The sequence below is a fragment of the Halomonas sp. NyZ770 genome, assembly GCF_020616575.1.
In the GTDB taxonomy this organism is placed as follows: Bacteria; Pseudomonadota; Gammaproteobacteria; order Pseudomonadales; family Halomonadaceae; genus Vreelandella; species Vreelandella hamiltonii.
Genome location: NZ_CP085143.1, coordinates 3,350,291 through 3,375,224, shown reverse-complemented (window position 1 = coordinate 3,375,224; position 24,934 = coordinate 3,350,291). Strand labels below are relative to the sequence as shown.

Sequence of the window (24,934 nt, the reverse complement as noted above, 5' to 3'; positions counted from 1 at the left end):
CCATGACGCACGCTTCTCAACACCTCACCCTAGCCGATATCGCACGTCACTTGGACGTTGATTTCGAGGGCGACGCCGACCAGCCAATTCGTGGCCTGGCCACCCTCAAGGAAGCAACGCCCGATCAGGTGGCGTTTCTTGCCAATCGTGCGTATCTCAAAGACCTGGCCACCACGCGTGCAGCCGCCGTTCTGCTGCATCCAGAGCACGGCAAGAATTGCCCCGTGCAGCGGCTGGAAATGAGCAACCCCTATCTTGGCTATGCCAAGCTGTCGCAGCTGTTTGACCCGTTGCCTGCGCGTGATGTCCCGGGTATCCACCCGAGTGCCATCGTGGCGGAAGATGCCACCTTGGGCGAGGGTATCTCGATTCAGGCCAATGCGGTGATCGAGTCTGGCGTGGTGCTGGGGGATCGCGTGGTGATTGGCGCAGGCAGCGTGGTGGGTGCCGACAGCCGATTGGGCGACGATACTCGGCTGCACGCCAACGTGACGGTGTGCCACGGTGTCATCGTCGGGAAGCGCGCCATTTTGCAAAGCGGCTGTGTGATCGGTGGCGATGGTTTCGGCTTCGCTCATGATGGTGCCGGTTGGCACAAGATCGCTCAGTTGGGCGGCGTGATTCTCGGCGATGATGTCGAGGTCGGCAGCTGTTCGAGTATCGACCGTGGTGCGTTGGGTGATACGGTCATTGGCAATGACGTCAAGATCGACAGCCAGGTGCAGATCGCCCATAACGTCACGATTGGCGACCACAGCGCCCTGGCGGGCTGTGTAGGCATTGCGGGCTCCACCAAAGTGGGCAAGCACTGCATGCTGGGTGGCGGCGTTGGCCTGTCGGGTCACCTGACCCTGTGCGACGGGGTGCAGGTAACGGGCATGAGTCTGGTCACCAACTCGATTCATGAGCCAGGTGTCTACTCCTCCGGCACGGGCGCCATGAGCAACACTCAATGGCGCAAGAACGCAGTGCGCTTCAAACAGCTGGATGATATTGCCAAACGATTGGCGCGATTGGAAAAAAGCCAGCGAGAATCGTGAAGCAAACAAGGAATTCAAGGACGAGTGGCTTGAGGCTTGATAACAGCAAGTTATAATCCTCTGCCTTTTGGCCAGCAGGAGTGCTGGTACCTGCCTGACAGGGTTCAGGCGCTATGTCTATTTAGAGGTCGTTACGATGGTTATGGATATCAACGAAATTCGCGAATACTTGCCCCACCGCTATCCCTTCCTGCTGGTGGATCGAGTCACGGAACTGACCGTGGGCGAAGCCATCGTGGCGTACAAGAACGTAAGCATCAATGAGCCATTCTTCAATGGTCATTTTCCGCATCACCCCATCATGCCGGGCGTGCTGGTCGTCGAAGCACTGGCGCAAGTGTGTGGCATTCTGGGCTTCAAGACGGTCAACAAGCTCCCGGCAGATGGCTATGTCTACTATCTGGTCGGCAGCGATAACGTACGTTTCAAGCGCCCGGTCATGCCGGGTGACAAGCTGACGCTGGAAGCCAACGTCATTCGTGGCAAGCGCGGCATCTGGAAATTTGCCTGTCGCGCCACGGTGGACGGCGAGCTGGCGTGTGAAGCAGAAATCATTTGTGCCGAGAGGAAGGTGGCTTGATACATCCTACTGCACTGGTCGACCCCACGGCACGACTGGCCGATGACGTCGAGGTCGGCCCTTTTAGCGTGATCGGGCCCGATGTCACCATCGGCGCCGGTTCCGTCATCGGCCCCCACGTGGTGATCAAGGGGCCTACCGTGCTCGGCGAGCGCACGCGTATTTTCCAGTTTGCCTCGGTGGGTGAAGATTGCCAGGACAAGAAGTACGCCGGTGAGCCGACGCGGCTGGTCATGGGCGACGATAACGTGATCCGTGAAGGGGTGACGCTGCACCGTGGTACGGTGCAGGATCGCAGCGAAACCACCATCGGGTCGCGCAACCTGTTCATGGCATACGTGCACGTTGGCCATGACTGCGTGATCGGCAACGACTGCATCCTGGCCAACCAGGTCACCCTGGCAGGGCACGTGACGCTGGGCAACCATGCTATTCTGGGCGGGCTCTCGGCGGTGCATCAGTTCTGCCACTTTGGGGACCATGCCATGGCGGGCGGTGGCTCGATCATCACCAAGGATACCCCGGCGTTCGTCATGATCAACGGCAACCCTGCCGAAGCGCGTGGCCTGAATCTGGTCGGCCTCAAGCGCCGTGGCTTCAGCCGCGAGGCGATTGCCGCCCTGACCACTGCTTACAAGCTGGTCTACCGCCAAGGGCTGACCGTCGAACAAGCTGTCAGCGATATGCGCAGCCGCTTCGACCTGCCGGAAGTCGTGCAGTTTGCCGACTCCATCGAGCGCTCCACGCGCGGTATCGTGCGCTAATACACCTCAACTGGCTGTCTTGTCTCCATGACACTGCAACGCGTATACCTTGTGGCAGGCGAACTCTCTGGCGATATTCTGGGCGCGGGGCTCATGCGTGAGCTACGCGCCCGGTTTCCTGACGTGGAGTTTCGCGGGATGGGCGGGCCACGCATGGAAGCGCAGGGCCTGCAAAGCCGCTTTCCACTGGAAACGCTATCGGTGATGGGGCTGGTCGAGGTGCTCAAGCACCTTCCCGAGCTGATTCGCGTACGCCGTACTCTGCGGGAAGACGCGCTGGCCTGGCAGCCGGACATCATGATTGGCATCGATGCGCCCGATTTCAACACGGGGCTGGAGAAACAGCTGCGGAAAGCGGGCGTGACCACGGCCCATTACGTCAGCCCTTCGGTATGGGCCTGGCGCCAGGGGCGGGTCAAGAACATTGCCAAGGCCGTGGATGGCATGCTGACGCTGCTGCCCTTCGAGGCCGACTTCTACCGCCAGCATCGCGTGCCGGTGGCGTTCGTGGGCCACCCCCTGGCGGATGAGCTGCCCTTGGTCAACGACCGTCAGGCGGCCCGTGAAGCGTTGGGCTTAAAGCTCGACGGGTCGGTATTGGCGCTGCTGCCGGGCTCCCGTGGCAATGAAATCCGCTTCATGGGAGCGACCTTCCTGGCGGCGGTCACGCTGCTTTGCCAGCGCCACCCTGGCCTGCAGGTCGTGATCCCTGCGGCGACAGCCCAGCGGCATCGGGAGCTTGCCGAGCTGCTGTCCGGCTACCCCGCGCTGCATCCGTCGGTAACGCTGCTGGACGGCCAGGCAAGAGAGGCCATGGTGGCCAGCGATGCCGTGCTCCTCACCTCAGGTACGGCCGCTCTTGAAGCGATGCTGTGCCACCGGGCCATGGTGGTGGCCTACAAGATGGCGCCCGCAACCCATTGGCTTGCCCAGCGGCTGGTCAAGACGGCCTGGATCTCGTTGCCCAACTTGATCGCCCAGGAGAGTGTGGTTCCCGAGCTGATTCAGCACGCCGCCTCGCCGGAGGCCATTGCCCTGCAGGTGGGCGAGCTGCTGGAGGAAGCTTCCACCCGTCAGGCGCTGGAAGAGCGCTTTGCCGCCATGCACGCCGCGCTACAGCGCAATGCCAGCCAGCGTGCTGCCCAGGCCGTGGCGGCGCTGGCGGCGGGGCAGCCGCTGGAGGCCGTCACGGATGGCCATTGATGCGGGTGATTATCCCCCGCTGGTAGTGGCCTATACCGGCCCCTACCTGGCCGGTGTGGATGAAGTGGGGCGTGGCCCGCTGATCGGCAGCGTGGTGGCGGCGGCGGTGATACTCGACCCCCTGGCGCCCATCGAAGGGTTGACCGATTCGAAAAAGCTGACGGCCCGCAAGCGGGAGCAGCTGGACGTGCAGATACGGGAGCGGGCATTGGCCTTTGCGTTGGCCGAGGCCAGCGCCGCCGAAATCGACACGCTCAACATCTATCATGCCACGCACCTGGCCATGCGGCGCGCCATCGATGCCCTGATGCCCGCCGCCGAATACCTGCTGGTGGATGGCAACCGGCTGCCGGGGCACGCCTTGCCGGGGCAGGCCGTCGTCAAAGGCGATGCGCGCCACCCTGCGATTGCCGCCGCCTCGATTCTGGCCAAGGTGGCCAGGGACGCACAGATGGCCGCGCTGGATTTACGCTATCCTGAGTATGGTTTTGCGCGCCACAAGGGCTATCCGACCAAAGAGCACCTGGCGGCTCTGGAAGCCCATGGCCCGCTGGCCGAACACCGTAAAAGCTTTGCGCCGGTACAGCGTCAGTTAGCGCTGCTGTAGCGCTGCCTTTTTTCATTTGCGCTTTATGCTGAGAGTCTCATGACGGTTCCGTTCGTTCATCTTCGTTTGCACAGTGAATACTCCCTGGTCGATGGTCTGGTCAAGCTCAAGCCGCTGGTCAGTACCACCGCTGAACGGGGGATGCCCGCGCTGGCGCTGACGGACGAGACCAACCTGTTTGGCCTGGTGAAGTTCTACAAGGCGGCGCAAGGAGCGGGGCTCAAGCCCATCATCGGCAGCGACCTGTGGCTGGCCAATCCTCACGATGAAGCGCACCCGTACCGCATTACGCTGCTGGCCATGAACCAGGACGGCTATCGCAACCTCACCGAGCTGATCTCCAAGGGGTGGACCCACGGGCAGCGCCAGGGGCGGGCGATTCTCGACAAACAGTGGGTACTGGCTCAGAGCGACGGACTGATTGCGCTGTCCGGCGGCCGCGATGGCGACATTGGCCGTCATTTGCTGTCGGAACACGAGCGTGAAGCGCGCCAACTGCTGGAGGAGTGGCAACAGGCCTTCCCCGACCGTTTCTACCTGGAGCTGGTGCGCACAGGGCGGCCGCTGGAGGAAGCCTGCGTGCATGCCAGCGTCAAGCTGGCCATCGAGACCAACACGCCGGTGGTGGCCACCAACGACGTACGCTTTCTGGCCCGCGACGATTACTGGGCCCATGAAACCCGTGTCGCCATCGGGGAAGGCAAGGCGCTGGACGATCCGCGCCGCGAGCGCCGCTATACCGAAGAGCAGTACCTGAAAAGCCCGGAAGAGATGGCGGCCCTGTTTGCCGATATTCCGGAAGCGCTGGAAAACAGCGTGATGATTGCCGAGCGCTGCAGCGTGGATGTGCGCCTGGGCGAGATATTCCTGCCGGAATTCGGCATCCCCGAGGGCATGACCCAGGATGAGTTCTTCCGCAAGGTCTCCCATGACGGCCTGACCGAGCGGCTCGACTTTCTGTTTCCCGCCGAGGAGTACCCCCGCGACGGCGACGCCTTCCGTGAGATCGAGCAGCGCTACCGTGACCGCCTGGAGTTCGAGCTCAACGTCATCATCCAGATGGGGTTTCCAGGCTACTTCCTGATCGTCATGGACTTCATCCAGTGGGCCAAGGACAACGGCGTGCCCGTTGGCCCTGGGCGGGGTTCCGGCGCGGGCTCGCTGGTGGCCTACGCCCAGAAGATCACCGACCTGGACCCGATTGGCTACGACCTGCTTTTCGAGCGCTTCCTCAACCCCGAGCGTGTCTCGATGCCCGACTTCGACGTCGACTTCTGCATGGAGAAGCGCGACCGGGTCATCGACTATGTTGCCGACCGCTATGGCCGCAACGCGGTCTCCCAGATCGTCACTTTCGGCACCATGGCCGCCAAGGCCGTGGTGCGTGACGTGGCCCGTGCCCAGGGCAAGCCGTACTCGCTGGGGGACAAGCTCTCCAAGCTGATCCCGTTCGAAGTGGGCATGACGCTGGCCAAGGCCATCGAGCAGGAGCCCGCCCTCAAGGAGTTCATCGACAACGATGAAGAGGCGGAAGAGATCTGGGAAATGGCCCTGAAGCTGGAGGGCACCACCCGGGGCACCGGCAAGCACGCGGGGGGCGTGGTCATCGCGCCCACCAAGCTGACCGATTTTTCGCCGCTGCTGTGTGACGAGGATGGCGCCGGGCTGGTGGTTCAGTTCGACAAGAACGACATTGAAGACGCTGGGCTGGTGAAGTTCGACTTCCTGGGGCTGCGGACCCTCACCATCATCGACTGGGCGCTGGAGATGGTGGACAAGGTGCGCGATGCAGCAGGCCAGGGCCCGCTCAATATCGATGCCATCCCGCTGGACGACGGCAAGACCTTCGAAATGCTCAAGCGGGCAGAGACCACGGCGGTGTTCCAGCTCGAATCCCGCGGCATGAAGGAGCTGATCAAGCGGCTGCTGCCCGACTCCCTGGACGACATGATCGCCCTGGTGGCCCTGTTCCGTCCGGGCCCGCTGCAGTCGGGCATGGTGGATGACTTCATCAACCGTAAGCATGGCCGGGCGGAAGTATCTTATCCACACCCGGATTACCAGCATGAGCTGTTGAAACCGGTACTGACGCCGACCTACGGCATCATCCTGTACCAGGAACAGGTCATGCAGATTGCCCAGGTGATGGCGGGCTACACCCTGGGCCAGGCGGACATGCTGCGCCGAGCCATGGGCAAGAAAAAGCCCGAAGAGATGGCCAAGCAGCGCTCCGGTTTCATGGAAGGCTGTGCCGCCAACGGTATCGACAAGGACCTGGCGGGCAACATCTTCGACCTGGTGGAGAAATTCGCCGGTTATGGCTTCAACAAGTCGCACTCGGCGGCCTACGCACTGGTTTCTTACCAAACTGCATGGCTGAAGGCCCACTACCCAGGCCCGTTCATGGCGGCGGTCATGTCCACCGAGATGGACAACCTGGACAAGGTGGTGCCGCTGATCGAAGAGTGCCGCCACCTGAAGCTCACCGTGACACCACCGGATGTCAACGTGGGTGGCTACAAGTTCACCGTGGATACGGAAGGCCGCGTAGTGTACGGCCTGGGGGCCATCCGGGGCGTGGGCGAAGGCCCGATTGGTGCCATCGTCGAGGCGCGCAATGCCGATGGCCCCTTCAAGGACCTGTTCGATTTCTGCCGCCGTATCGACCCCAAGCGCATGAACAAGCGCACCCTCGAAGCGCTGATTCGCTCCGGGGCGCTGGACACCCTGGGCCCCAACCGTGCCGTGCTGGCTGCCGCCATGGAAGACGCCCTCAAGGCCGCCGCCCAGAACCATGCCAACCAGAATCTGGGCATGCTGGACATGTTCGGGGACGCGTTTGCTGCCGAAGAAGAGGCCGGGGATGTGTACGCCGAGTACCGCCATGCCCGGGAGTGGACCGACCGCGAGCGTCTTTCAGGGGAAAAAGACACCCTGGGGCTTTACCTTACCGGCCACCCCATCGATGAGTACGAGCGCGAGCTCAAGCGCTTCGTCTCTACGCGCATCAGCGACCTCAAGCCGTCCCGCGAGCCCCAGCGGGTGGCAGGGCTGGTAGTGGCCATGCGCACCATGAAGTCCAAGCGTGGCGACACCATGGCCTTCATCACGCTGGACGACCGCACCGGGCGTATCGAAGCGTCGCTGTTCGGTGAGCTGTTCGATCAGTTGCGCGGTCAGATCGAGTCGGATCAGGTCATCATCGTCGAGGGAGAAGTCTCCAGCGATGACTTCTCGGGTGGGCTGCGCCTACGCGGCAAGGACGTCACCCCGATGGTCACCGCCCGCGTGCGCTATGGCCAGGCCGTGGAACTGGCGCTGGATGCAGGGCAGATCAATGGCCGCCTGGTGGATAGCCTGCGCGACAGCCTCTCGCCTTACCGGGATAGCGAAGGCCTGCCGGTGAGGTTGCAGTATCGCCATCCGGACGCCGTAGGGTGGCTGGAGCTGGCCGATGAGTGGAAAGTGGCCCCCAGCGACGACCTGCTGCTGGCCCTGCGTGACGTTCAGGGCCAGGTGGGGGTTCAGCTACGCTATCGCTGAGCCCTTGCGTGGTGGGGTCAGGGTGCGATAATGGCCCCAACCGAGATGCGTTTTGACAATGCCTTTTTATGACAGGCAGCTTACAGGCAGAGCCGATGAATCCAAATTATCTTGATTTTGAACAGCCCGTTGCCGAGCTCCAGGCAAAGATCGAAGAGCTGCGTCTGGTCAGCTCCGACAGCCAGGTGAACCTCTCTGACGAGATTGCTCGGCTGGAAGAGAAAAGCCGCAAGCTGACGGAGTCGATCTTCAAGGACTTGACCCCTTGGCAGGTTTCCCAGCTATCACGGCACCCGCAGCGCCCCTATACGCTGGATTACCTGGAGTACATCTTTACCGACTTCGACGAGTTGCACGGTGATCGCAACTTCGCCGACGACGCGGCGCTGGTCGGTGGCGTTGCTCGTCTGAACGATGCGCCGGTGATGGTCATTGGCCATCAGAAGGGCCGCGACGTCAAAGAGAAAGTGCGCCGCAACTTCGGCATGCCGCGTCCGGAAGGCTACCGCAAAGCGTGCCGGTTGATGGAGATGGCCGAGCGCTTCAAGATGCCCATTCTCACCTTCATCGACACTCCTGGCGCCTACCCCGGCATCGATGCCGAAGAGCGTGGCCAGTCGGAAGCCATCGCCTATAACCTGGCCGTCATGTCCCGGCTGAAAACACCGATCATCTCCACGGTGGTCGGGGAGGGTGGCTCCGGTGGTGCCCTGGCGATTGGGGTGTGTGACGAGCTGCACATGCTGCAGTACTCCACCTACTCGGTCATCTCTCCGGAAGGCTGCGCCTCCATTTTGTGGAAGAGTGCCGAGAAGGCCTCCGATGCGGCTCAGGCCATGGGCATCACGGCCGAGCGCCTCAAGGAGCTGGGGTTCGTGGACTCGTTGATCAAGGAGCCGCTGGGCGGCGCCCACCGTCATCCCGTCACCACCGCAGAGCGGGTCAAGGAAGCGCTGACGGCAAGCCTCGATCGACTCCAGGCGCTGGACCATGAGGCGCTGCTGGAGCGCCGCTACGCACGCCTGATGAGCTATGGCGCCCCTGCCGCCTGACGCACTGCTTGAGCTGCTCGACGACGCCCTGGCGGAGACCCCGCCGGGGCGTTGCGTTTGGGTGGCACTCTCGGGCGGGCTGGACTCCTCGCTGCTGCTGACTCTGGCCGCAAGGGCCTGCCAGCGGCGTGGCCGCAGCCTGCGTGCGCTGCACGTTCACCATGGTTTGCAGCCTGCCGCCGCCGACTTCGAAGCCCACTGTGCAGCGCTTTGCCAGCGACTTGGCGTCCCGCTCAGCGTGGCGCGGGTCAGCGTCGAACCGCAGGGGGAGGGTATCGAAGGCGCTGCCCGGCGGGCGCGCTATCAGGCCTTTCTCGAGTACCTCGCCCCCGGCGACACGCTATGGTTGGGCCAGCATCAGGATGATCAGGCAGAGACCTGGCTGCTGGCAGCGCTGCGCGGAAGCGGTATTCGTGGGTTGGCTGGCATGCCTTGGCGCCGTGAGTGGCAGGGGCGTGTACTGCTGCGTCCGTGGCTGAGCGTTCGGCGAGACCAACTGCGCGAGGCTGCCCGGCACGAGGGGCTGGCGTGGTGCGAAGACCCTACCAATCAGGATACCTATTACGATCGCAACTACCTGCGTCACGCCGTGCTGCCCGTGCTCGGCCAGCGTTGGCCCGGGGCCGCCCAGGCGTTGGCCCGCAGTGCCGCCTGGGCGGGAGAGGCCGATGGGTTACTGGCCAGCTATGCCGCCGAGGAGCTGGCCGGTTTGGCGCTGTCGCCCGGGTGTATCGACGCCCATGCCCTGGCCGCGCTGCCACTTCCTCGCCAACGGCTGCTGGTGCGGACGCTGTGCCAGCAACACGGGTTACCGACGCCGCCACAGGCGCGGTTGGCCAGCCTGCTGGACCAGTTGCGTGCTGCCGCTCAGGCGCGTGTACACATCACATGGCCCGGGGCAGAAGCGCGGGTATGGCGGGGCGGGCTTTACGTGATGGCCCCGCAGGCACCGCTGGATGGCTGGCAGGCGGTGTGGGATGGCCGGGCAGGCCTGGCGACGCCGCTGGGCACGCTGGCGCTCGAGGTGGAAACGGGAGCACAAGATGCGGATAGCGCCTCATTCGTGCTGCGTGGGCGTCAGGGCGGAGAAGCGCTGGTGCTGCCGGGGCGTGGCCGTCGTGACCTGAAACGCTGGTTGCAGGAGCAGTCGATCCCCCCTTGGGAGCGTCAGCGGCTGCTGCTGGTGATGGAAGGAGAATGCTGCCTGGCCATCTTGCAGCCGCCTGCCAGAGTGCTCTGGCAGGCGGCGGGGGTGGCGGTGCGGTATCCTGACTAGCTGACGAGCGTCAGCACGAAACCCGCCCCCGCAATATGCCCCTGCTCCTGCTCCAGGTCGGTGCTCAGCAGGGTAGGCTCATCGCTCTGGGGGAGCGTGATCACCAAACCTTCGCCGCTGTCATCGACCACGATGTGTGGCAGCGCCGGAGGGCTTTCGGGCCGAGAGTGATTGAGCAGAACCGCCAGACGCAGCAGGCGAGCCAGCTTGCCCGCCGTGGGCTGTTGGGATGCGGGCAGTGCCTGCCACTCCTTGAGCGGAAACTTGCGTCGATGGGCGCGCACCAGAAAAGCCAGCAAGCGCTGTTCCGGGCGTGAAAACCCGGCCAGGTCCGAATGCTCCAGTAAGTAAGCGCCGTGACGATGGAACTGGCTATGGGAAATGGCGAGCCCGATCTCGTGGACATGGCTGGCCCAGTTCAGGAAATGTCCCTGTTCGTTGCTCAACCCCCAGGAGGGCTGGAGTCGTTTGAACAGCCGCCCAGCGGTGTCGGCCACGTTCTCGGCTTGCCGGGTATCCACATCGTAGGTGCGCTTGAGCAGCTCCAGGGTACGCGAGCGAGTGTCTTCGGCACTGTTGCGCCCGGCCATGTCATACAGCACGCCTTCCCGCAGCGCGCCATCGGCAAAACGCATCTGGTGCAGGTCGAAGGCTTCGAAAACGGCATTGAGAATGGCGATGCCCGCCGGGAATACCCGGGCGCGGTCTGCCTTCAGGCCATCCAGCTCGACCTTGTCCAGGTGCTTGCACTTTACCAGCCGCTCTCTGAGCTTTTGCAGGCCGCTGCGGGTAATCACCCCTTCCTGGGGCGCATCGCCGTAGGCGAACAGAACGCTGGCGGCAGCCTTGATCGTGCCGCTGGAGCCCACCGGGTCATCCCAGCCCAGGCGCTGGTAAGGCCGCTGGATATTGGCCAGTTCCGAGAGTGCCGCCAGCTCGGCGCGGCGCATGCGCTTTTCGGTAATCTCGCCATCGGCAAAAAAGCGCTGGCTGAACGTCACGCAGCCCATGCGCAGGCTCTCCAGCGCCTTGGGCTCGAAGGCTTCACCAATGATGAATTCCGTGGAGCCCCCGCCAATGTCGACGATCAGGCGGCGGCCGTTCTCGGCCAGGGCATGGGCGGCACCCAGATAGATCAGTCGGGCCTCTTCACGCCCCGCAATGATTTCAATGGCGTGGCCAAGCTGGGCTTCGGCGCGTTCGATGAAGTCCTGGCTATTGTGGGCGTCGCGCAGCGCGTTGGTGCCCACCACCCGCAGGTTGGCACTCTCTATGTCGGTCAGGAAGGGCGCAAAGCGGCACAGGCAATCCAGCGCCCGCTGCATGGCGGCTTCGCTGAGGTAGCCATTAGCATCCAGGCCTGCAGCAAGCTGCACCTTCTCACCCTGCCGGGCAACGACTTGCAGCCGCTCGTTCTGGTAGTTGGCAACCAGCAAGTGAAAGCTGTTGGAGCCCAGGTCAATGGCGGCCAGGCGCTGAGGGGCAGCGCTGTCTACTTCGCTGTTAGGCGCATCGGTGGGGAGCGAAATGTCCTTGGGCATGAGCTATCCTTCAAGTTGGCTATGCCAAGGTTGCGGCGCCCTCTGGCTATTGTCAATTGCCAAAGGCTTGCGTTTGTCGCGGGGCTTGACTACCATCGGGTAACTGGCCTGATCCGAGTTGGCTTGTACGTCCAGACAAGCGTGTTGACTCGGCACCCCGAGCAAGACGTATTCCGATGGCATCAGCCAGATGTCCAAGTCGTCAGATAACCTACCCTCACGCCCAGCGGTCACCAATTACGGCTAATGGCTACATCATGGCCGACGCGACTGCCCATACTTATCAATCGAGCGTGTGCCTGGATGGAGTCTGAACGCATCACTCGGCGCTTTGCCCTAATGACTTAGGCCTCGCCTCCTGTCTTATTCCCGGCGCTCGTCGCCCAGCTTTCATGAGCAATTTTCTAACACACCGATGAATCTCACTGAACTTAAGCAAAAAACCGTTCCCGAGCTGCTCGATATTGCCCGCGAGATGGGTATCGACAACCTCGCCCGTTCGCGCAAGCAGGACATCATTTTCGCCATCCTCAAGAAACACGCCAAAAGTGGCGAGGACATCTATGGCGACGGTGTACTGGAAATTCTTCAGGACGGCTTTGGCTTCCTGCGTAGCGCGGATAGCTCGTACCTCGCCGGACCGGACGACATCTACGTCTCGCCTTCACAGATTCGTCGTTTCAATCTGCGCAAGGGCGACTCCATTTCTGGCAAGATCCGTCCGCCGAAAGAGGGTGAGCGTTACTTTGCCCTGTTGAAGGTGAGTCAGATCAACTTTGACCGCCCGGAAAACGCCAAGCACAAGATTCTCTTCGAGAACCTGACGCCGCTGTTTCCCACCGAGCGTCTGCGCATGGAGATCGGCAACGGCTCCACCGAAGACCTCACCGCACGTATCATCGACCTGACCGCGCCCATCGGCAAAGGGCAGCGTGGTTTGCTGGTGTCGCCCCCCAAGGCGGGTAAGACACTGATGCTGCAGAACATCGCCACTTCCATCACGCGTAACAACCCCGAGTGTCATCTGATCGTACTGCTGATCGATGAGCGCCCGGAGGAAGTCACCGAGATGTCGCGCACCGTGCGTGGCGAAGTCGTGGCCTCGACGTTCGATGAGCCGCCTGCGCGTCACGTTCAGGTCGCCGAAATGGTCATCGAGAAGGCCAAGCGGCTGGTCGAGCACAAGAAAGACGTGGTGATTCTGCTCGACTCCATCACCCGTCTGGCGCGGGCCTACAACACCGTGGTGCCCAGCTCTGGCAAGGTACTGACCGGTGGTGTCGATGCCCACGCGCTGGAGAAGCCCAAGCGGTTCTTTGGTGCGGCGCGTAACATCGAAGAGGGCGGCAGCCTGACGATCATCGCCACGGCGCTGGTCGACACCGGCTCCAAGATGGACGAGGTCATCTTCGAAGAGTTCAAGGGTACCGGCAACATGGAAGCCCACCTGGACCGCAAGCTGGCCGAAAAGCGCGTCTTCCCGGCCATCAACATTCGTCGCAGCGGCACGCGTCGCGAAGACCTGCTGGCGTCGGAAGACGAAATGCAGCGCATGTGGATTCTGCGCAAGCTGCTCAACCCGATGGAAGATACGGCCGCGACCGAGTTCCTGATCGACCGTCTGAAAGATACCAAGACGAATCTGGAATTCTTCGAGGCAATGAAGCGCCGTTAAGGCGCTGCATTGTGGCGCCACCCGCTACGCGGCGACTGATATCCGGGTTGAGGAGAGGACCTTGAAGTACAACGACTTGCGCGATTTCATAGCAGCGCTGGAAGCTCAAGGTGAGCTCAAGCGCATTACCGCCGAAGTTGACCCCTACCTTGAAATTACCGAAATCTGTGACCGTACGCTGCGTGCCGGTGGCCCGGCACTGCTGTTCGAAAATGTCAAAGGTCACGACATGTCCCTGTTGGGCAACCTGTTTGGTACGCCCAAGCGTGTTGCGCTGGGCATGGGGCAGGAGTCGGTAGAAGCCCTGCGGGAAGTCGGCAAACTGCTGGCGTTTCTGAAGGAGCCTGACCCGCCCAAAGGGCTGAAAGATGCCTGGGAGAAGCTGCCGATCTTTAAGCAGGTGCTCAGCATGGGGCCGAAGAACGTCAAACGCGCCCCGGTCCAGGAAGTGGTCTACGAAGGTGACGACGTAGACCTGGACCGTCTGCCCATTCAGCACTGCTGGCCGGGTGATGCAGCGCCGCTGGTGACCTGGCCGCTGGTGATCACCAAAGGGCCGCACAAGAAACGTCAGAACCTGGGGATCTACCGCCAGCAAAAGATCGGCAAGAACCGGCTGATCATGCGTTGGTTGTCTCATCGTGGGGGCGCGCTGGACTTTCTGGAATTCCAGAAGGCGCATCCTGGCGAGCCCTTCCCCGTGGCCGTGGCCCTGGGGGCAGACCCCGCCACGATCCTGGGGGCGGTCACCCCGGTGCCCGATTCGCTCTCGGAGTACGCGTTTGCCGGGCTGTTGCGCGGGTCGCGCACCGAGCTGGTCAAGTGCGGCCATGCCGAGCTGGACGTGCCTGCCTCCGCTGAAATCATGCTGGAAGGGTTTATCTACCCCGACGACATGGCCCCGGAAGGCCCCTTCGGCGACCACACCGGCTACTACAACGAAGTAGACCGGTTCCCGGTGTTTACCGTGACGCGCATGACCATGCGCCGCGACGCGATCTACCACTCTACGTACACGGGGCGTCCTCCCGATGAGCCCGCCATTCTAGGCGTGGCGCTCAACGAGGTGTTCGTGCCGATCCTGTGCAAGCAGTTCCCCGAAATCGTCGATTTCTACCTGCCGCCGGAAGGCTGCTCCTACCGCATGGCAGTGGTCACCATGAAGAAGCAGTATCCGGGCCATGCCAAGCGGGTGATGATGGGGGTGTGGAGCTTTTTGCGTCAGTTCATGTACACCAAATTCGTGATCGTGCTGGACGACGATGTCGATGCCCGTAACTGGGAAGACGTCATGTGGGCAATCACCACCCGCATGGACCCGGCCCGGGACACGGTGATGGTCGAGAACACCCCCATCGATTACCTGGACTTTGCCTCGCCGGTTTCCGGGCTGGGCTCCAAGATGGGCCTGGACGCCACCAACAAGTGGCCCGGGGAAACCGACCGAGAGTGGGGAACGCCCATCGTGATGGACGATGCCATCAAGACCCGCGTCGACCAGCGTTGGGAAGAGCTGGGTATCGATATTCCCCTGCCCGCACCGCGACACGGCTAGTGCTGCCGTGGGACTGAACGATTTGCCAAAAAGAGGCTTTCATGAGCGTTAATACGTCAACGTGTAAAACGCTGACCTGCCAGGTGACCGCCGTTGAAGATCTCACTCCCGATGTCTTCAGGGTGGCGCTTGCCGGACGCGCAGAGGCAATGCAGCATGCGCCCGGCCAGTACCTGGAACTCAAGCTGGACGACGATACCTGGGTGCCTTTCTCGATTGCCAGCGCCGACCGCGGCGACGGCACCCTGGAGCTGCAGATCCAGCACTGGCCCGAGCGCGAGAACTCCCGCCGGTTACGCCAGTTGCTACAGGTGGCCAACCAGTTGACCGTACGCCTGCCCAGCGGTGTCTGTGTGCTGGATGGGCAGAGTGAGCGCCCCTTGCTGCTGATCGCCGCAGGAACCGGGTTCGCGCAGATGAAAGCCATCGTCGAGGCGGCCCTGCGTGACCAGCCACAGCGGCCGATATCGCTGTGGTGGGCAAACCGCGAGCACCGCGACCTGTATGCCGAAGACCTGGCATGCCAGTGGGCTCAGCAGGCCGAGCAGCTGTCGTTTCATGCGGTGACCGAGTTTCCGCTGACCGAACCTCTCGCTGCTGGCGAGCGTATTCACCACCACCAGGGGCGGGTAGACCTGGTGCTGGAGAGCCAGTTGGTGAAGGCGCTGGAAAAAACGCTGGGCACGCCGGAAAGCTGTGATATTTACCTCTCTGGTTCGCCGGGCATGGTGTACGCCTGCGTCGATGTGCTGGAGCGGCTGGGCGCGAGCAGTGAGCGTATGTTCTCGGATGTGTTTGCCTACGCTCCACGCCCTCACTAGAATGATCCACCGACGTAAGCAATAGAGCGGCAAGAGCCGCCTGTAGACCCTTGACGAGGAGGCTATATGGCCCATCATGATGAAGACTTCAAAGATGAATCCGGACTGCTGCCTATCGTGCTGGGCATCGTCGTGCTGGTCAGCATGAGTGCGCTGCCCGCCACCATCGGCTGGATTCAGGCCTTCAGTAACTGAGGCTGCCGCTGGCCTGGCGGGCAGGCCAGCCCCTTGAACGGAAAATCTTGCATGAAGAACCTCGAATGGCGGGTTGCCATTTGGCGTTTTGGCAGGCAGGATTAAGCAGTATCGTCGTTATGACTTTTCATGAGGAAGCCGCCATGCATCATGCTGCGTGTTCAGACCGCCGCCAGCGCCAACCGGAAACGGTTGCGAGCGCGTGGGCGAATACGTCGCTGAGCGTCGCGTCTTCCCAGTCCGTTTGTTATGCAGCGTATTGGTTTAGCCAGGGTGTGCCGCTGGCCGACGCCTGATGTCGGGCCGGCAGGCACACCGCACAGGTGACCTGCCGCATGCAAAAAAGCCTCGGTGGGTTACCCCACCGAGGCTTTTTTCGTTTTACGCTGCGGTCAGCCAAGCTGGCCTGAACGGGCCACAGGTTTTCATTCAATGCAACACAGGAGCTGCACCATGTCTTACCGCAACCGCGCAATCGTTAGCCCCCAGGCCTTCCGTCATATCGGCTATGGCTATGGCTGGCGATTTAGTGACGCGCGGTCGGTGCAAGCTGCCACCTCCGATCGTGCTTGCCTGGGTGGCAAGGAAGGATTGCGATGTTTAGCGCTGTGTCCCACGATCTCGGAGAGTTGACCCATGAATGCCCCTATTGCCCCCCAACGTGCCCCGCTGGCAGACGACCACGTCTCCTTGTCCTCCACGCCCTTGCCGTTGCCCGCTGAGCTGCGCCAGCGCATTGCCATCAGTGCCCCCTTGGCCGCACAGATTGCCGAGCAGCAGCGTGCAGTGCAGCGTATTTTGAATGGCCAGGATGACCGCCTGCTGGTGGTGGTCGGGCCTTGCTCCATCCACGACCCGGATGCCGCACTGGAGTATGCCGACCGCCTGGCGGCGCTCAGCGACGACATTGGCCAGCATATCCTGCCGGTCATGCGTGTCTACGTGGAGAAGCCGCGTACCACGGTGGGCTGGAAGGGGCTGGCCTACGACCCGCACCTGGATGGCAGTGGCGACATGCCTCATGGGATTGCCCTGTCGCGGGAGTTGATGCATGCGGTGGCCTCGCGCGGCTTGCCGGTAGCGACCGAGCTGCTGCAGCCCATGCTGGCGCCTTACCTGGATGACCTGCTGAGCTGGGTGGCGATTGGCGCGCGGACCACGGAGTCCCAGCTGCACCGGGAGCTGGCCAGTGACCTGACCGCCGCAGTGGGTTTCAAGAATGCCACCAGTGGCGATGTGCAGGTGGCCATCGACGCCATGCAGGCCGCGGCGCACGCCCATCAGCGGTTTGCCATGGACCGCCAGGGGCGCCCCATCATGCAGGAAACCGCCGGTAACCCGCACACCCATGTGGTGTTGCGCGGCGGGCACGGCGAGCCCAATTACCAGGCCCACCACGTGCAGGCGGCCATCGACACGCTGCAGCGTGCGGGGCAGAACCCGCGCCTGATGGTGGACTGCAGCCATGCCAACGCTCGCAAGGATCATCGTCGGCAAAGCGAGGTCATGCGGGAGGTGCTGGCGCAGCGCCAGGCAGGCGAGGCCCGCCTGGTCGCGCTGATGCTGGAGAGCCATCTGTTCGAAGGCAAGCAGCCGCTGAGCCCGGGCCAACTGCGCTATGGCGTCTCGGTCACCGATGCCTGCGTGGGTTGGGAGACCACCGAGCGGCTGCTGAAGAGCGCCGCCGAACAGCTGGCCTGAGCGCGTTGACTGACCTGGTCAGCCCCGTATCATAAGAGGTTCCTTTCGATAACGAGGTTGGCCATGGCCTTTACCCTTGAGCACCACGATCCAGATACCTATCGGCGCAAGGCGCGCATCATCAGCATCATCATGGCAGGGCAGCTGGTGGTGTTCGGCCTGCTGTTCTCCATGCTGCTGACCGCGACTTTCGGCAGCAGCTTCTGGCTGAATGCCCTCGGGGTGCTGCTGGGCCTGTTGGCGACCAGCGCCATGTTTGCCGCCCTGCGTGAGCGGCCCTGGATGGTGGAGATGCGCTATGTCTGGCAGCTCAAGCACCACCTGTCGCGCATCAGCAGCTATCTGCAGCCGCTGCGTCGTGGGGTAGAAGAGGACAATCGTCTGGCGCTGGATATCCTGACCTTTTATCACCAGGGCATGTCGCAACTGGCCGAACTGAACGGCCGCACCACCGATGACGATGCCGAACGGCTGGCCGAAAAGATGCAGGTCAAGGTCCGGCGCGAAGCGCTCGGCTTGCCCGCAGAGGTAACGTCTTTCGATCCGCACGATCTCAGCGCCTTCAAACCGTCATAACGGGAACCTGCCTCATGATCGCTAAGCCCATTACCTTTCGTCCGCTGTTGGCCATGGCCTCGGTGGCCCTGCTGGCAGGCTGTGCCAGTGCCCCACCTGCGGCAGAAACCCCCACCCGCACCACGGTGCATAGCACCGCGCCCTTGTTGCCTTCTGCACTGTTTCCCGGCAGTGCGGAGCAGTTCCAGGCCTGGCATTGCCAGCCTGCTCATCAGGATCTGGTCACCGCCTTGAATGGCGACGAATTACGCTTGTGGTCGCTGCACGGTGCCTGGCGTTTGCCGCAGGCCGTGGTGGCCAGTGGTGCGCGTTATCAGGATGGCGAGATCAGCTTCTGGAACCGTGGCGAGCAGGCCCAGGTAGAGACGCCGCGTGGCCAGTTGCAGTGCCAGCAGGGGTTGGCACGCGCTGCGGCCACCCGTTCGGCACATCCGGGCGTCATGTTCCTGGCGCGAGGCAACGAGCCCGGCTGGAGTATCGAGCTGGCCCATGACGCACCGGTCATGACCTGGACCACGCAGTACGGCAGTGAAACGACCACGCTGCCTTATATGGTCAGCGTCATGGATAACGCCGCGGGTCGTGTGGTGATCGAAAACGCCGATGCCGAGTCGTTTTTCCGGGTAAGGATCGAATCAGGGGCCTGTTTTGACGACATGAAAGGCCAGCCGTACCCAGCCCGTGTCACGGTCAGTATCGGCGGCGAGCAGTACAAGGGGTGTGGCCAGGGCATTGCGCCCTGACCACAACTCTGCTTTTCCCTTCATGCGGGGTCAGCAGCGGTAGAGGAAGGGCTCTGCTCGCCATTGAGGATCGACGAAGTCAGTGGCGCAGAGTGCCGAAATATCGCCGCCTGCCCGTGACGCCAGACGCGCCAGCGTTTCCAGCTCCAGCCCGCGAGGGGTGCTGACCTGTTCGCTGCTCTCCAGCGGTACCCAGCGCTCATCTTCCCGGGTGGCCAGGGTGAAGTTGAAGGGGTGAAAGCCGGGGAACCCGAGGCGAATGTCGGTGGCGATTAGCGTATCGACGCCATCGATCTGGCGGATCTCGTAGCGCAGGAATGGCCCCGTGAACCAGGCCAGGCGCTCCCCTTTGGGGTTGCCAAGGGCCGCGCTTTCCAGTGCCACGTTACGCCGCAAGGGCTCAAGCGTAGGTGTGCGCTGGCGGTCGAACACGCTGATCAGACTCTCGTAGTAGTGATCGTCGTCAATGATCGTGGCGCGCCATAGGGCAATATTGAAGGGGGTGGGCTGCACCATTACCGGCGCCTGCTGCAGGTTGGCCTCGGCCAGGGCGGGGGCCAGGCGCTGCTCGACGTGCCACTTGGCGCCCGCGGCCAGCAGCAGGTAGGCGCTGGACACCGCCAGACCCACGCGACACGCTTTTTGCACCTTGTGGGTCGAGGCGCCAATCAGCAGGGCCAGCAATAGCGGCAGCGTATAAAGCGGGTCGATGATGAACACGATCGGCCAGGCAGCCGGGGGCACGTCCAGCGGCCAGAACAGCTGAGTGCCGTAGGTGGTCAGGGCGTCCAGCAGCGGGTGGGTGGTGAGGCAGAGGACGTAAAACCACCACCAGTGGCGCAGGTGAACGGGGCGCTGCCGCGTGGCGGGCCAGCGGTAGGCGGTCAGGAGGGCCAGCAGCGTACCCAGCCCCGTCAGCACGAACAGCGAATGGCTGAAGCCACGGTGCTCGGTCACATTGGCCACCGCATCGCCGTAGTCCAGCACCACGTCCAGGTCGGGCAGTGTGCCCAGTAGCGCGCCCACCACGATGGCCTTGCGGCCCCAGCGGCGCCCCAATATCGCGCCGCCCACAGCGGCGCCCAATGCCGCCTGTGTAATCGAATCCACTGATGCCTCCCGGGGTCGTCCCGTCTATCGCGTGATGGTGTTAGTATTATACAGATCTTTAGTGATGGTGATGAAATGTCAAAAAAACGTCTAATAATGCCGCTGTTGATGATAGCAGGGCTGGCCGTATCGTTGTCGTCTGCACAGGCCGCTCCCGTGATCGAGGTACACAGTGACCCACACTGCGGCTGTTGCAGCGACTGGGTCAGCCATCTGGAAGAGGCTGGCTTCGAGGTCGACCACCACCGCCATGATGGGGTGCGCGCCATCAAGATAGAGCATGGCGTTACCCCTGAGCTGGCGTCCTGTCATACGGCGCTGGTAGAGGGCTATGTCATTGAGGGCCACGTGCCAGCGGGTGACATTCAGCGCTTGCTGGAGGAGCGCCCGGCTATTGCTGGCCTGGCCGTACCCGGTATGCCGCATGGTTCACCGGGCATGGAAACCGGCAGGGTAGACGACTACGCGGTGCTAGGATTCACCCGCGATGCGCGTCCGCCTGCTATCTTTAGCGAGTATCTTCAACCATAGCAAAGGGTTAGCGCTGACCTACTGGCGCTGCACTTGACCAGAGAGAGACGACTCAATGCAATTTCTACATACCATGGTTCGCGTCCATGACCTGGACGCTTCGCTTCACTTCTATTGCGACCTGCTAGGTCTCAAGGAAGTACGCCGTAAAGAGAACGAGAAAGGGCGTTTTACGCTGATATTCCTGGCTGCGCCGGACGATGAAGAGCGCTCAGCGCGCCTGACGGCGCCCGAGCTGGAACTGACCTACAACTGGGACCCCGAGGAGTACACCGGCGGGCGCAATTTCGGTCACCTGGCTTACCGTGTCGAGAACATCTACGACCTGTGCCAGAAGCTCCAGGACAATGGCGTCACCATCAATCGTCCGCCTCGGGATGGCCATATGGCGTTCGTGAAGTCGCCGGATGGCATCTCCATCGAACTGCTGCAAAAAGGCGATGCCCTGGCACCGCAAGAGCCCTGGGCGTCCATGGAGAACAGCGGCAGCTGGTGATTCAGTCGCGGTGGCGCTCCTTGTAGATGTCACCGCTGAATTCCATGTGGAGCTCTACGGTTTCACCGAAGGGGTTGATGGCGCGTAGCTCCACGTGGCGTGACTTGTACTCCACACCGCCCAGCGGCTGATACCCCGCCTGGCTTGCCTGCTCTCGGAAAAAATCATCATCGTTGCGTGGTTCGGCCAGCGAGGCGCGCGCTACGGGTGCCGAGCGGTCCAGCCGGTTTCCTGCCAGGGGGGGCGATGTCATTGGCTCGTCTACTTCTATCAGCGCGTTACCGATCACCAGCCAGCGTGCCTGCATGCGCTGGCCGTCCGGCAGGCCGAAAACCCCGACCTCGTCACCCGGTTGCACCTCGGTGTTGGCACTGCCTTCGGGCCAGGTGTCGATCAACAGTCGCCCGCTGGCATCTTCCAGCACGAAACTGGTGCCGAAACGCTCGCTGACCACGCCTTCGACGTACAGCCCCGCACTTTGTGCCGTGGCAATGGGCGTTGCGGGGGTGTCCAGGTCCGGTTGAGCCTGTGCCGGCAGGGCCAGGAGAGCCAGACACAGCGCCCCCAGGCGCATGAGCGGGGCGATGATGGCCGTCGCCTTCGCTTGCCAATGGTATAGCAGCATAGTGGTTACCCATGTTATTAACGCAATACGTTCGGCCATTATAGGCCCTGCAAGCTGACGGTAACCTGAACGGCAGCGCTGTTCAGTCAGGGTTAAGGCGATGCTGGCTATAGTAGCAAGCCCCATTTCAGAGTGGTCTTGCAAGGAGTCGCGACGATGATTAAACGCTTCAATCACATACGAGCCCTCATGCTGGGCGCCAGCTGGCTGTTGCTCGGGTTGCCTGCCATGGCCATGGCCCAATTGACCGCCAACGAGGCCATCGACATCGTTCAGCAGCGTTATCAGGGCGAGCTGCTGGATATCGAGGTCAAAAGTGGCCGAGGGTGGGAGAACAGCGACCAGGTATACGAGCTGCGCTTGTTGACCGAGCAGGGCAACGTGCTGAAGATTCGCATCGCCCGTGAGAATGGCCGTTTTCTGGAAATCGATGGCCGGGGTCAAATAGAGGCTCGTCTGCTGCCTGCCTCCGCCTCGGAGGGAACCTGACCCATGCGTATCCTGGTGGTGGAAGACGAGACGCATCTGGCCGAGCAAATGCGTACGGCCCTTGAAGGCAGTGGTTTCGTGGTGGATGTGGTCGGCGACGGCAACGAAGCGGTCTACATGGGCAATCAGGAAAGCTACGATGCGGCAGTGCTCGACCTTGGCCTGCCGGGGCGTGATGGGCTCAGCGTACTGCACGATTGGCGGCACCACGGCCGCACCCTGCCCGTCGTGATTCTGACTGCACGGGATGGCTGGAGTGAAAAGGTCCAGGGGTTTCGCGCAGGCGCGGATGACTATGTCACCAAGCCCTTTCGCATGGAAGAGATCATCATGCGGCTGCGTGCGCTGATCCGCCGGGCGTCAGGTCATGCCGATGTGGTGCTGCGCTGTGGTGAGCTGGAGTATGACTCCCAGCTGGGGGTCTTCAGCTTGTCGGGTCTGCCTCTGAAACTGACGGCCTTCGAAACGCAACTGCTGGTATACCTGATTCATCACGCCGAGAAGGTGGTGAGTCGCACCGAGCTCTCCGAGCATTTGTACTCCTATGACAGTGACCGAGATTACAACTCGCTGGAAGTGATCATCAGTCGGCTGCGCCGCAAGGTCGGGGCCGGGCGTATCGAAACCCTGCGTGGCCAGGGGTATCGGCTGTGTCGTCAGCCATGAATCTCTCCTTGCGGGCTCGTCTGCTGGGGTCTGCGGGGCTATGGAGCGCTCTGGCGCTGATAGCGGTAGGCATCTTCATCTATTGGCTGTTCAAGGCGCATGCCGAACGCACCTTCGATGCACGCCTGGAAGCCAACTTGCTGGGGCTGATGGCGTCGGTGGAGTTCAACGAGCAGGGGCAACTGGTCAAGACGCGCGATGTTGGTGGGCCTCAGTTCGACCGTATCTATTCGGGCTGGTACTGGCAGATTGCCCACGAGGGGGAGGTGCTGATTGCCTCGCGCTCCTTGCTGGATGCCAGCCTGGCCGTGCCGCCCGTCTCGGCAGGTGCCTTTAGTCTGGCTGGGCCCGATGAGGAGCCTTTGCGCGCCAGGGCACGCCAGTTTTCGGCGCCGGGCAGTGGGCCTGGGCTCACCATTACCGTGGCAGGCCCTCAACAGGATATCGACCATGCACTCTCCCAGATCATTCTGCCCTTGGGGGCGTCGCTGGGGGCGCTGGGCATCGGGCTTGGCCTGGCGGTATGGTGGCAAGTGCGCTGGGGATTGACGCCGCTGACGCGGCTGCGGCGCGATCTGTTGGCGGTGCGACAGGGGCGTCGTGATCGACTCGCCCTTGCCACGGTAGAGGAACTCAAGCCGCTGGTGGAGGAGATCAATGCCCTGGTACAGCACAACCGCGAGGTGATTGCCCGCAGCCGACAGCACGTAGGCAACTTGGCCCATGGGCTCAAGACGCCCCTGGCCATGCTGGTCAATACCCTGACCAAAGCGCAGGTCAACGACCCTGTGGTCAGTGAAGCGCTGACCCGTCTTCAGCGGCTGGTAGACCACCATCTGCGTCGCGCTCGTGCGGTAGGCGCCGGTTATCATCTGGGCGAGCGTACCTCTGTGGCCGATACCCTGGAGGGCCTGGTGGTGGTAATGCGCCATGTCTATCCGCAGGTGGCAATCGACGTCCGCTGCGATCCTGAGCTGGCCTTTCGCGGGGAGTCCCAGGACCTGGACGAACTGCTGGGCAATCTGTTGGACAACGCCTGTAAATGGGCGCAGCGCCAGGTAACGGTGGAGGCCCATCTGGAAACCCCCAACACCCTGCATCTGGTCATCTCGGACGACGGCCCCGGTATGTCGGAGCAACAGCGTGTGAAGGCCGTAGAGCGAGGTGAGCGTTTCGATGAGTCGACGCCTGGCGATGGTCTGGGGTTGGCCATCGTGCAGGACCTGGCTCAGCTCTATGGCGGTCAACTGATCCTGGCTGAGGGCTCGGCGGGGGGACTGAGTGTTCAACTGGTGCTCCCGGCTGCGGAAAGACCGCCCGAAGGCGGCCCTGATGGGGTGAAGCGTTAGTTGAAGAAGCCCATGGTGTAGTGGCGTTTTTCACGGTAGACCTGGCCCGCATAATCGACGTGCAGTTCCACGGCTTCACCGCGACTGTTTTGGGCCAGTACTTCCAGGTGGCGGCCCTTGCTGTCGACGATTCTGGGGCTGGTGTAACCCTGCTGTGCGACCAGCTGGCTGACTTGCGCCATGGGCACCGTGCCCCACTCACCGGCACGCGGCCGCGACTTGCCTGGGCGATGGATGCGCCACTCACGGAAGCTGCCGTCATGTTCGAAGCGTACTTCTACCGGCATGCCATTGGCGGTGGTCTGTACACGAACATGGCTACTCTTGGGCTCTACCCGATAGATTTCACCAAAGCCACGTTCCTGCAACTGAGCCTGCAAGGCGGCGATATTGGCTTGTGGCGCATGCCACTGGCCTCGCGCTCCCTGTGCCATGTGGGGCGCGGGAGAGAACGCAGATGCGCTGCTGAGGGAAGTGCCATCACTGTTGAGCACTTCCTGTGCCTGCAGAGTGCCCTCGAAGCGCTGCCCGGTAACCGTGACGGTGTCTCCTTGGGTCACGTTGGCGCTGGCATGCGGAGATTGGCGAACCAGAACCCGCTCGCCGTTGGCTTCGATGACGAAGTCATGGCCGAAGTGCTCCTGTACTTCGCCCTCCAGGGTGCTGAACCCTGGGGTTTGGGCCACGCTGCTCAAGGCCGTGGCGCTGAGTAACAGTGCAAGCGTGGGGGTGATGACGCGACGCGTAAGACGTGTTTTGAGTGCTGTGTTCATGAGATATCCTCTCTATTGGTCAG

Annotated in this window: 24 protein-coding genes; 20 read left to right on the top strand and 4 right to left on the bottom strand. The window is 62.4% G+C overall.

Annotated elements, in window-relative coordinates:
- Window positions 1–2: 2 nt before the first annotated feature.
- From lpxD to tilS, 8 genes are all read left to right on the top strand, one after another.
- A complete protein-coding gene (gene lpxD / locus LG409_RS15575; protein WP_227407076.1) occupies window positions 3–1,040 on the top strand; it encodes a UDP-3-O-(3-hydroxymyristoyl)glucosamine N-acyltransferase in 1,038 nt (345 codons plus the stop codon).
- A gap of 136 nt (window positions 1,041–1,176) precedes the next feature.
- The gene (gene fabZ / locus LG409_RS15570; RefSeq protein ID WP_026001844.1) at window positions 1,177–1,620 is read left to right on the top strand and encodes a 3-hydroxyacyl-ACP dehydratase FabZ; all 444 of its coding nucleotides are present in this window, start codon (window positions 1,177–1,179) and stop codon (window positions 1,618–1,620) included.
- Window positions 1,617–2,384, top strand: coding sequence for an acyl-ACP--UDP-N-acetylglucosamine O-acyltransferase (gene lpxA, locus LG409_RS15565; protein ID WP_096922082.1), 768 nt, complete (start codon window positions 1,617–1,619; stop codon window positions 2,382–2,384). Before fabZ ends, lpxA begins: the two co-directional genes overlap by 4 nt.
- Before the next feature lie 27 nt (window positions 2,385–2,411).
- On the top strand, window positions 2,412–3,587 hold the full coding sequence (lpxB, locus tag LG409_RS15560; protein ID WP_227407075.1) for a lipid-A-disaccharide synthase: 1,176 nt from the start codon (window positions 2,412–2,414) through the stop codon (window positions 3,585–3,587).
- Window positions 3,577–4,194 (top strand): ribonuclease HII, encoded by a 618-nt coding sequence (gene rnhB, locus LG409_RS15555; protein ID WP_193461746.1) that lies wholly within the window; start codon window positions 3,577–3,579, stop codon window positions 4,192–4,194. The genes lpxB and rnhB overlap by 11 nt, the downstream gene beginning before the upstream one ends.
- 39 nt (window positions 4,195–4,233) lie before the next feature.
- Window positions 4,234–7,737 carry a DNA polymerase III subunit alpha gene (gene dnaE, locus LG409_RS15550; protein ID WP_227407074.1) on the top strand — a complete coding sequence of 1,168 codons (3,504 nt, stop codon included), beginning with the start codon at window positions 4,234–4,236 and terminating at the stop codon, window positions 7,735–7,737.
- A 95-nt stretch (window positions 7,738–7,832) separates the two neighbouring features.
- Complete coding sequence (accA, locus tag LG409_RS15545; protein ID WP_039175245.1) at window positions 7,833–8,789, top strand: acetyl-CoA carboxylase carboxyl transferase subunit alpha; 957 nt, start codon at window positions 7,833–7,835, stop codon at window positions 8,787–8,789.
- A complete protein-coding gene (gene tilS / locus LG409_RS15540; RefSeq protein WP_227407073.1) occupies window positions 8,770–10,065 on the top strand; it encodes a tRNA lysidine(34) synthetase TilS in 1,296 nt (431 codons plus the stop codon). Before accA ends, tilS begins: the two co-directional genes overlap by 20 nt.
- On the opposite strand, the gene ppx is transcribed toward tilS, so the two are convergent.
- Window positions 10,062–11,606 carry an exopolyphosphatase gene (gene ppx / locus LG409_RS15535; RefSeq protein WP_227407072.1) on the bottom strand — a complete coding sequence of 515 codons (1,545 nt, stop codon included), beginning with the start codon at window positions 11,604–11,606 and terminating at the stop codon, window positions 10,062–10,064. The genes tilS and ppx overlap by 4 nt on opposite strands.
- 415 nt (window positions 11,607–12,021) lie before the next feature.
- On the opposite strand from ppx, the gene rho reads away from it, so the two are divergent.
- The 7 genes from rho (at window position 12,022) to LG409_RS15505 (ending at window position 18,872) form a co-directional block, all read left to right on the top strand.
- Complete coding sequence (gene rho, locus LG409_RS15530) at window positions 12,022–13,281, top strand: transcription termination factor Rho (RefSeq protein WP_016915030.1); 1,260 nt, start codon at window positions 12,022–12,024, stop codon at window positions 13,279–13,281.
- Between the two features lie 61 nt (window positions 13,282–13,342).
- A complete protein-coding gene (gene ubiD / locus LG409_RS15525) occupies window positions 13,343–14,836 on the top strand; it encodes a 4-hydroxy-3-polyprenylbenzoate decarboxylase (RefSeq protein WP_039175248.1) in 1,494 nt (497 codons plus the stop codon).
- A gap of 41 nt (window positions 14,837–14,877) precedes the next feature.
- Window positions 14,878–15,657 carry an FAD-binding oxidoreductase gene (locus tag LG409_RS15520; protein ID WP_144980459.1) on the top strand — a complete coding sequence of 260 codons (780 nt, stop codon included), beginning with the start codon at window positions 14,878–14,880 and terminating at the stop codon, window positions 15,655–15,657.
- Window positions 15,658–15,723: 66 nt separating this feature from the next.
- Entirely contained in the window at window positions 15,724–15,852 is a 129-nt protein-coding gene (locus LG409_RS18660) for a hypothetical protein (RefSeq protein ID WP_016915027.1), read from the top strand.
- 636 nt (window positions 15,853–16,488) lie between these two features.
- Window positions 16,489–17,553, top strand: coding sequence for a 3-deoxy-7-phosphoheptulonate synthase (locus LG409_RS15515; protein ID WP_144980453.1), 1,065 nt, complete (start codon window positions 16,489–16,491; stop codon window positions 17,551–17,553).
- A gap of 63 nt (window positions 17,554–17,616) precedes the next feature.
- Window positions 17,617–18,129, top strand: coding sequence for a DUF3087 family protein (locus tag LG409_RS15510; RefSeq protein WP_016915024.1), 513 nt, complete (start codon window positions 17,617–17,619; stop codon window positions 18,127–18,129).
- 14 nt (window positions 18,130–18,143) lie between these two features.
- On the top strand, window positions 18,144–18,872 hold the full coding sequence (locus LG409_RS15505; RefSeq protein WP_189462681.1) for an MliC family protein: 729 nt from the start codon (window positions 18,144–18,146) through the stop codon (window positions 18,870–18,872).
- 30 nt (window positions 18,873–18,902) lie between these two features.
- Here LG409_RS15505 and LG409_RS15500 read toward each other — a convergent pair whose 3' ends face one another.
- Entirely contained in the window at window positions 18,903–19,982 is a 1,080-nt protein-coding gene (locus LG409_RS15500; protein ID WP_227407071.1) for a metal-dependent hydrolase, read from the bottom strand.
- 75 nt (window positions 19,983–20,057) lie between these two features.
- Between LG409_RS15500 and LG409_RS15495 the strand changes: the two genes are divergently transcribed.
- Together LG409_RS15495 and gloA are read left to right on the top strand one after the other, a co-directional pair.
- Window positions 20,058–20,513 carry a DUF411 domain-containing protein gene (locus LG409_RS15495; protein ID WP_026001843.1) on the top strand — a complete coding sequence of 152 codons (456 nt, stop codon included), beginning with the start codon at window positions 20,058–20,060 and terminating at the stop codon, window positions 20,511–20,513.
- A 55-nt stretch (window positions 20,514–20,568) separates the two neighbouring features.
- Complete coding sequence (gloA, locus tag LG409_RS15490; RefSeq protein ID WP_016915020.1) at window positions 20,569–21,009, top strand: lactoylglutathione lyase; 441 nt, start codon at window positions 20,569–20,571, stop codon at window positions 21,007–21,009.
- 1 nt (window position 21,010) lies between these two features.
- Here gloA and LG409_RS15485 read toward each other — a convergent pair whose 3' ends face one another.
- A complete protein-coding gene (locus LG409_RS15485) occupies window positions 21,011–21,673 on the bottom strand; it encodes a hypothetical protein (RefSeq protein WP_227407070.1) in 663 nt (220 codons plus the stop codon).
- 117 nt (window positions 21,674–21,790) lie between these two features.
- Here LG409_RS15485 and LG409_RS15480 point away from each other — a divergent pair, with 117 nt between their 5' ends.
- The 3 genes from LG409_RS15480 to LG409_RS15470 are packed head-to-tail and all read left to right on the top strand — an operon-like array spanning window position 21,791 to window position 24,138.
- On the top strand, window positions 21,791–22,123 hold the full coding sequence (locus LG409_RS15480) for a PepSY domain-containing protein (protein ID WP_052196303.1): 333 nt from the start codon (window positions 21,791–21,793) through the stop codon (window positions 22,121–22,123).
- A 3-nt stretch (window positions 22,124–22,126) separates the two neighbouring features.
- Window positions 22,127–22,789, top strand: a complete 663-nt coding sequence (locus LG409_RS15475; RefSeq protein WP_096922094.1) for a response regulator transcription factor — start codon at window positions 22,127–22,129, stop codon at window positions 22,787–22,789.
- The gene (locus tag LG409_RS15470) at window positions 22,774–24,138 is read left to right on the top strand and encodes an ATP-binding protein (protein WP_227407069.1); all 1,365 of its coding nucleotides are present in this window, start codon (window positions 22,774–22,776) and stop codon (window positions 24,136–24,138) included. The genes LG409_RS15475 and LG409_RS15470 overlap by 16 nt, the downstream gene beginning before the upstream one ends.
- On the opposite strand, the gene LG409_RS15465 is transcribed toward LG409_RS15470, so the two are convergent.
- Window positions 24,135–24,911 (bottom strand): hypothetical protein, encoded by a 777-nt coding sequence (locus LG409_RS15465; RefSeq protein WP_227407068.1) that lies wholly within the window; start codon window positions 24,909–24,911, stop codon window positions 24,135–24,137. The two genes, LG409_RS15470 and LG409_RS15465, sit on opposite strands and share 4 nt — an antisense overlap.
- Window positions 24,912–24,934 lie beyond the last annotated feature (23 nt).